Origin of the sequence: Xenorhabdus sp. PB30.3 (assembly GCF_963895965.1) — a bacterium.
GTDB lineage: Bacteria > Pseudomonadota > Gammaproteobacteria > Enterobacterales > Enterobacteriaceae > Xenorhabdus > Xenorhabdus stockiae.
The window spans coordinates 1-8,116 of sequence record NZ_CAWQMW010000036.1 but is presented as its reverse complement, the minus strand read 5'-3'; the positions used below and the strand labels follow the sequence as shown (position 1 = coordinate 8,116).

7 protein-coding genes are annotated in these 8,116 nt (G+C 42.5%); 3 read left to right on the top strand and 4 right to left on the bottom strand.

Annotated features, from left to right (window positions below):
• Together AACX38_RS03540 and AACX38_RS03535 are read left to right on the top strand one after the other, a co-directional pair.
• A partial coding sequence (locus tag AACX38_RS03540; RefSeq protein ID WP_228865724.1) for a hypothetical protein occupies positions 1–629 on the top strand: 629 nt, incomplete at its 5' end.
• 20 nt (positions 630–649) lie between these two features.
• Positions 650–1,168 (top strand): GNAT family N-acetyltransferase, encoded by a 519-nt coding sequence (locus AACX38_RS03535; protein WP_099121105.1) that lies wholly within the window; start codon positions 650–652, stop codon positions 1,166–1,168.
• A 99-nt stretch (positions 1,169–1,267) separates the two neighbouring features.
• On the opposite strand, the gene mnmC is transcribed toward AACX38_RS03535, so the two are convergent.
• A complete protein-coding gene (mnmC, locus tag AACX38_RS03530; RefSeq protein ID WP_228865725.1) occupies positions 1,268–3,313 on the bottom strand; it encodes a bifunctional tRNA (5-methylaminomethyl-2-thiouridine)(34)-methyltransferase MnmD/FAD-dependent 5-carboxymethylaminomethyl-2-thiouridine(34) oxidoreductase MnmC in 2,046 nt (681 codons plus the stop codon).
• A gap of 215 nt (positions 3,314–3,528) precedes the next feature.
• On the opposite strand from mnmC, the gene fabB reads away from it, so the two are divergent.
• Positions 3,529–4,743, top strand: a complete 1,215-nt coding sequence (gene fabB, locus AACX38_RS03525) for a beta-ketoacyl-ACP synthase I (RefSeq protein WP_099121106.1) — start codon at positions 3,529–3,531, stop codon at positions 4,741–4,743.
• A gap of 50 nt (positions 4,744–4,793) precedes the next feature.
• On the opposite strand, the gene AACX38_RS03520 is transcribed toward fabB, so the two are convergent.
• From AACX38_RS03520 to AACX38_RS03510, 3 genes are read right to left on the bottom strand one after another with little or no spacing between them, the layout of a single operon-like run.
• Positions 4,794–6,317, bottom strand: coding sequence for a tripartite tricarboxylate transporter permease (locus AACX38_RS03520; protein ID WP_099121107.1), 1,524 nt, complete (start codon positions 6,315–6,317; stop codon positions 4,794–4,796).
• Between the two features lie 10 nt (positions 6,318–6,327).
• On the bottom strand, positions 6,328–6,759 hold the full coding sequence (locus tag AACX38_RS03515; RefSeq protein WP_228865723.1) for a tripartite tricarboxylate transporter TctB family protein: 432 nt from the start codon (positions 6,757–6,759) through the stop codon (positions 6,328–6,330).
• A gap of 14 nt (positions 6,760–6,773) precedes the next feature.
• Positions 6,774–7,748 carry a Bug family tripartite tricarboxylate transporter substrate binding protein gene (locus AACX38_RS03510; protein ID WP_099121109.1) on the bottom strand — a complete coding sequence of 325 codons (975 nt, stop codon included), beginning with the start codon at positions 7,746–7,748 and terminating at the stop codon, positions 6,774–6,776.
• Between the last annotated feature and the right edge of the window lie 368 nt (positions 7,749–8,116).

Here is an 8,116-nt window from a genome sequence, read left to right as displayed (position 1 = left end):
TTTATTGGTTATTTAAAAACAATGAATATAAATTCTCTGTAAAAACACAGAATAGAAAAAGGATATTTCGGAGGTGGTATATGAGAATTGAGGACAATGCTGTTCAAAGGGAATATGGGGATTACAATCAGCAATATAAAAAGTACTTTTTACCTGAATCGATAAGTTTTAGTACTTTCAACCTGACAGGGAGAACGGAAATGAATGTAATATTAGAAAAAAGATTTGAAAATATGGGGGTAGATGTTTCACAATTAAAAACAGATGTTTCACTGTTAAAAATAGACGTAACACAGTTAAAATCAGATGTAATAGAGCTAAAGACAGATGTAAAACAATTAAAAACAGACGTAATAGAGTTAAAGTCAGATGTAGCAGAGTTAAAATCAGATGTAACTGAGCTAAAAATAGACGTAGGAATTATAAAAAATACCTATGCAACTAAGGCTGATATTGAATCAGTAAAGGTACTCATCCATACTGAGATTGCATCTGTAAATAAAGAAATGGCATCTATCCATAAGACGCTATTAGAGAAAATAACATCTCAGACAAAATGGATGGTAACAATGATGTTCGGTTTTTCTGGTATTATTATCGCCGCAATGAAATTGATGCTTCCATCCTAAATAATTACCGAGGTGGTATAATGTTTACTATTCGGCCAACACAGTTATCAGATATAAATCAGTTAGCTATAATTGAAAATTCCGCTGCGCAACTATTTTGTCTCATACCTGAATTAGCCTGGATTTCTGATGGTCATGTACAGACTGAACAACAACATTTGGGCTATATTACGCAACACAATAGCTGGGTTGCAATAAATAATAAGGGTGTTCCTGTAGGTTTTATTCTGGCGAAACCTCTGGAGGACGGGTTACATATTTTTGAACTGTCTGTGCATGGGGATTGGCAACGAAATGGCATAGGCAAGAAATTAATGGAAACAGTTATTCAAGTTGCTGAACAACGTCAATTACAGTCTGTCACTTTAACAACTTTCCGTAATATCCTTTGGAATGCGCCTTTTTACCAAAAACTGGGGTTTGTTATCCTGGAACCACAGGAAATGAGTGAGGAATTACAACAGATTTTGCAAGGTGAAATTGAATATGGTTTTTCGGCAGAACAGCGTTGTGCTATGAAACGCCCTATAATTATATGAACCGATTGTAATTTAGTTAGTAATCATGCCCCCAGTCACATAACTTATCTACGTGACTGGAGATTAGCTTATTTAATTGCTGTGTAACATCAGTGTAATTTAAGTTTTTTCGGTTTTTACCTTTTTTCCACGTAACAGTTTTCTGACCCAGAAGCGGTTAGGGTTTAAAGCCGCTAATGTTTCATCATCAAGCGGTAGAGCTTCACCAAAAATTTGTCCTGCGAGTAACTCAGCACTTAAAGGGGCAGAGCATAAGCCACGAGATCCTAACGCACCAATAACAAACAGGTCAGGATAACAAGGGGACTCGTCAATCTTCTCTCCGGACTGCATTTGTTGGGGTAAACTGGAATACTTTTCCAGAATCTCCCTGAGAACAGGCACATTACCCACCATTGGCATATGATCCCGAATGACACAGCGTATTCCCTGACGAGATTTATTTTCTGATATATCAACCTCTTTCACCCACTCAACATCAGGAAAACACTTCAATAAACGGTTTCGGTTTTCTTGTTGCTCGGCGGAGGAATACTCAATATCCAGAAAATTACGTTGGTAACTGGCGCCAATGCAGTGATATTGATTGTGTGGATTGACAGGCGTCATATAACCATCGTAACAGAGCACACTTTTTAGCTGGCTGAGACGCTCGGTAGTTGGGATATGACTGACCTGTCCACGAACAGCGGTAACTGGGAGCTTTTCAGTTTGTTCAAATTGTGGCAAACAGTGACCATTGGCAATAACAATCACTTTATGGGTTTTAACCTGTACTTGCCCCTGATGTTCAATATGTAGCTGCCAGCCGTTTTCATCCTGAGCCAGACGTATTATTTTATGATTGAAGTGCGTACACATACCACGTTGTTGTGCGAGCTTGATGGCTTCCTGAGTCAGCTGCCCCGGATATAACCATCCTCCTTGTGGGTAATGAACCCCATGATAATTGACATCCAGCCCACTAATCTGGCTCAGTTGCTGGCGATCCATTTCAACAGCAATTTCTTCTGGCCATACTGTCTGGAGTATCCCTGAGATTTTTTTATCCGATTTTTCATCGTAGGCCAGCTGGATAACTCCATCCCACTGATGATCAAATAAAACGCCCTGATCAGTCAGGTGATCGTACTGGCGACGGGCAAAGGTAAATGCGGAGGTAAAAAATCGCTCTAGTGGATCATTCTGACCATTCAGTAAGGGGTACAGTGCGCCTTGTTGATTACCTGACGCATTCTGTGCGGGGTGTTCATCCTGACAATATAGAGTGACTTTTGCACCACGACGCAATAAAGCTAGGGCAGTGAGTGCACTGGCAATACCACCGCCAATGATGGCTATATCATCAGTGTATGTTGCGCTTTGGCGGGTAAACCAGGGGGTATCGGAACTGGGATTATGAGCTGTGGGAAGTAAAAATCCCGTCAGCATCTCTCGTTTACGTCCGAAACCTTTTATTTTTTTGACATCAAAACCTGCTTCCTGTAATCCACGGCGAACTAAACCGGCGGAAGTAAATGTCGCAAATGTCCCCTCCGGACGGGAAAATTTTGCCATAGAAGTGAACAGTTGTTCGCTCCACATTTGTGGATTTTTAGATGGGGCAAAACCATCTAAAAACCATGCATCAATTTTGCTGTTCAGACCAGAAGTTAGCTTGGGTAATAGCTCATTTACATCACCAAACCAAAGATCCAGCGTGATAGCACCATTATCAAGAATTAATCGATGGCAACCTGAGAGTGGTAAGGGCCATTGTTGACATAATTCTTCAGAGAATGGCTGAAGTTCTGGCCAGCGCTGGTGGGCATTTTTTAGATCTGCGATTTTTAATGGATACTTTTCAAAACTAATGTAATGCAGTTTTTTTAATGTGGCTTCGGGTGACTGCTGCCTGAAAGCTGAGAAAGCGCGCCATATCGCCAGAAAATTTAACCCTGTACCAAATCCGGTTTCAGCTATAACGCAATCAGAACGAGGATGGGTGCTAAAACGTTGAGGAAAATGATTGCCTTTCAAAAATACATATACCGTTTCTTCCAACCCGTCTTGATTTGAAAAATAAACATCATCAAACTGCTCAGAGATAGGTGTGCCCTGTTCATTCCAGCTTAGGGTCGCGCTACTGATAGCGCTGTTTTTCACGATACTGTTTTTCAAAATAAGACCTGTATTGTTGCGAAGAATAATGGGGGATTTTAACGGTCTTGGTGCTGTTACACCACCTATTGAGGATCTTAAGAACTGACTCTGATCAATTGTTCCACGATTTTTAACCTGATCGGACTTGTTCAGCGTACAAGTGTACGCTAAAGTGCGAGTAGGAAATCCCGCAGGTAAACATATTGATGAGGTAATTAATGAAAAGAGCAGTAATCACTGGTCTGGGAATTGTTTCCAGTATTGGTAATAACCAGAAAGAGGTGCTTAAATCTCTGAAAGAAGGCCTTTCCGGGATAACTTTTTCCGAAGAATTCAAAGAAATGGGGCTTCGCAGCCAAGTTTGGGGAAATGTCAAACTGGATACAACAGGTTTGATTGACCGAAAAACACAGCGCTTTATGAGTGATGCTTCTGTTTATGCTTATCTGGCAATGGACGAGGCAATTAAAGATTCAGGCCTGTCAGATGATCAGGTTTCTAATTTACGCACAGGGCTGGTTGTTGGCTCTGGTGGTGGTTCTCCTCATAATCAGGTTGTCTGTGCAGATGGTATGCGTGCCCGTGGCTTACGGGGTGTCGGGCCTTATATGGTTACAAGAACAATGGCTTCCGGCATTTCAGCCTGTCTGGCAACACCATTTAAAATTAAAGGCGTTAACTATTCGATCAGTTCTGCTTGTTCGACCTCTGCGCATTGTATCGGTCATGCTGTTGAGTTAATCCAGCTTGGCAAACAGGATGTTATTTTTGCTGGTGGCGGTGAAGAGCTTAGCTGGGAAATAGCCTGTGAATTTGATGCAATGGGCGCGCTTTCCACCAAATATAATGAAACGCCGGATCGTGCTTCCCGTACTTATGACCAAAACCGTGACGGCTTTGTTATCGCAGGCGGTGGCGGTATCGTGGTTGTTGAGGAATTAGAACATGCATTAGCCCGTGGCGCGCATATTTATGCTGAAGTTATTGGCTACGGAGCAAACTCCGATGGTATGGATATGGTAGCACCTTCAGGCGAAGGGGCTGTTCGTTGTATGAGAATGGCAATGGACGGTATTGATGGTGAAGTAGACTATATCAATACACATGGCACATCGACACCGGTTGGTGACCTGAAAGAGCTGGAAGCTATCCGAGAAGTATTTGGTGATAACACACCTGCAATTTCAGCGACTAAGGCGATGACCGGGCATTCTTTGGGAGCGGCGGGTGCTCAGGAAGCAATCTACAGCCTGTTGATGCTGGAGCACGGGATTATTGCACCGAGCATTAATATCGAAGAGCTGGATGAAAAAGCGCTTGGTATGAATATTATTACAGAACCAACCGAACGCGAGCTAACAACAGTGATGTCCAATAGCTTCGGGTTCGGTGGTACAAATGCATCTTTGGTAATGCGTAAATATTCTGACTGATTTTCTGAAACTGAAAATTTTATCGTTCTGAATAATAGCCAATTCATCAGTTATGTGGATTGGCTATAAATTTTCCTGCTCTTCTGCCGCTTTTTGCGAATGATCCGTAATGTAGGTGGAATAATAAGAACCAGTGCAGCTAAAACCAGCAGAGACTGAGCGATAGCACTGCTCCACAGGATATCAAAACTACCGTTGCTGATTGAAAGTGCCCGCCTTAAGTTTTGCTCCAGCATTTCACCGAGCACAAACCCCAGAATAAGTGGTGACATTGGGAAGTTCATTTTCCTGAGAATGTAACCAAAAACTCCCAGACCAACCATTAACATCAGGTCGAACGTGGTGCTGTGTACAGCATAAACGCCGACTGCTGAAATACTGGCAATGACCGGTACCAAAAACCATAGTGGAATACTTAGCATACGGGTAAATAGGCCAATCATTGGGATATTCATAATTAGCAATAGAATATTGGCAATCAGCAGGGCAGCGATTAATCCCCATACAATATCCGGCTGTTCGGTAAACATTGCAGGTCCCGGAGTGATGTTATAGAGCGTCAGTGCGCCAATCATTACCGCTGTCGTACCTGAACCGGGGACACCAAGTGTCAGCATGGGAATGAATGAACCACAAGCGGATGCATTATTGGCCGCTTCAGGGGCAGCAACCCCCCGGATATCACCTTTACCGAACGAATCACTGTTACCACTGATTCTTTTTTCTGTCATGTAGGTGATTGCGCTGGCAATGGTAGCTCCGGCGCCGGGCAGTATTCCGACAAAGAAACCAATAACTGATGAGCGTAATATTGGCCCGGTACAGGCTTTGGCTTCTTTTTTATTAAACAGTAATCTTCCGGTTTTACTTATGACTTTTTGGCCGGTAGACGTACTTTCCAGCATCAACAGAATTTCGCTGACAGAAAATAGCCCAATAACAACGACAATAAACTGAATTCCGTCGGAGAGGTGGACACTATCGAAGGTGAAGCGATAAACACCGGTGTTGGAATCAACGCCAACGGTGGCTAAACCCAAACCAATCAAGGCCGCCAGTAGCGATTTAACCGGGTTCTGGCTCATCATGCTGCCAAGACAGGCAATTGCAAAAACCATCAGGGCAAAATATTCAGCAGGCCCGAATGCTAAAGACCATTTTGCCAGAAGAGGCGCAAACAAAATGATCCCGGCAATAGCCAGAATTGAGCCACAGAATGAACTGACTGCTGAGATAGATAATGCAACCCCGGCTTTCCCTTGTTTTGCCATTGGGTGCCCATCCAGAGCGGTCATAATGGCAGCGGCATCCCCCGGCACATTCAGCAGAATTGAAGATATCCGCCCTCCATATTCACAGCCAATATAGACCGTTGCCAGTAAGATTAAGGCGGATTCTGCCGGGAGTTTCAGAGCAAACGCCAGAGGTAATAAAATCGCAACTCCATTGATTGGGCCAAGCCCCGGAAGCAGGCCAACAACAGTCCCAATAAAACAACCGATTAATGCAATAATCAGATTTTTAGGGATTAATGCGACTTCAAAACCATGTGTTAGGTATATCCATGTATCCATTTTTATCTCCTTACCTGAACAGGCTACCAATTGGCAGGGTGACATCTAACAGGTGATCAAAGATAAAAAAGAGAGAGATACCTAAGATCAAGCCAGAAATAATTGCGGCGGGAAGCGTGGCGTTAAACAGCAATGCGATGCTGACAGTCAATAATGTTGTTGCCAGAGGGAAGCCTAACCACTCAAACGTTCCGGCATAAAAGATCAGTGAGATAATCAGCAATAATAAACGAAGTAATGTTTGTGGAGCAGGCCAGTTAACTATTTCAGGTTTTTTGAATAGCAGCAGCAGTGCGCACAGTGCCATTAACGAAATAATAGCAATCGGAAAAGGGCGAGGGCCTAGTGGTTCATAACTGTATTCACTGTGGATGCCCCAGCCAATGACCAGCCCTATTCCGCACAACACTAACCAGATGACGGCAAAAATACGATCACTCATAAATACAGTCCCTATTATTTTGCTAAACCAAAAGATTTAGCCATTTCATGGTACTGAGTAACCTGTTTTCTCACATAATCATCCAGCTCTTTGCCTGTCATATTGAATTCAAACAGACCACGCAGCTCACGCTGTTTTTTAAATTCGTCGGTTTGTTGCAGTTTGTTGAACGTGTTAACCCACCATTGATATTGTTCATCAGAAACTTTCGGCCCCATGTAAAAACCCCGGATCACCGGCCATACAATGTCGTAACCCTGTTCTTTAGCGGTCGGGATACCTGCCAGAACGCCATCAAGTCTTTTGTCTGCATAGACAGCAAGAACACGGATTTTATCACTTGTCAGGTATGGTAGAGCCTCGCTGATATCGCCGGAAAAAACCTGAATATGGTTACCCAACAGGGCGGTAAGGGCTTCTCCACCACCTTCAAAGGCGACATAACGCATTTTGTGTGGATCAATACCGGCTTCTTTGGCTAGTAATGCGGTTTTCATCCAATCCTGACTGCCGATGGAAGCACCGGCACCAAAAACAAGATTGGCGGGGTTGCTCTGAAAGACATTGAGGAGGTCTTTTAAGGTTTTATAAGGAGAGTCCTGACGAACGGCAATCATACCGTAATCAGTACCAACACCTGCCAGCCAGCGCACATCATTCACGTTATAACGCCCGAACTTTCCCTGAGCAAGATTTAACAGCGAACCACCGGAAAAGGCGACAATCGTTCCCGGCTCGGCAGGCCGTTGGGCAACAATAGCGTTGTAAGCAACAGCGCCGACTCCACCGGGCATAAATGTTACCCGCATAGGAGAATTAATAACTTTAGTTTCTAATAATGAGACCTGAGCTAATTTACAGGTTAAGTCAAACCCGCCACCGGGCTTAGCTGGAGCGATACATTCAGTTCTGTCAGGGGCGCTGGTTGCAAAGGTATTGACACTGAAAAGTAAACCAGTAGTCACTAATAATGTTTTTAATATTTTCATTTTTTATTCCTCATATGGCACCAGTCCAGTAATGGTGACAATGCAATAAATCTCCGGTGCATTATTATTTATAGAACCGAAATCTCTTATTAGCCGTGAAAAATGTCTATATGTGACATTAATCACCTAATGTCACATTTGGCTTACTTTGAAATACACCGAAATGTTTAATGTTATGTATAACTGAAATAGAGTAAATCTGGTCTTATGTTTTTATATTAGGGAATCTTCTTTAAATGTATCTTTAATAGAATCCACTATTAATATTTTATTAATAATAAATATATTAAACTTTTGTATTTTCTAAAAATAGTTTTGATATTAATAAATATAAATTTATTGTTTATAGAGTCTATAGATTTCAGTTT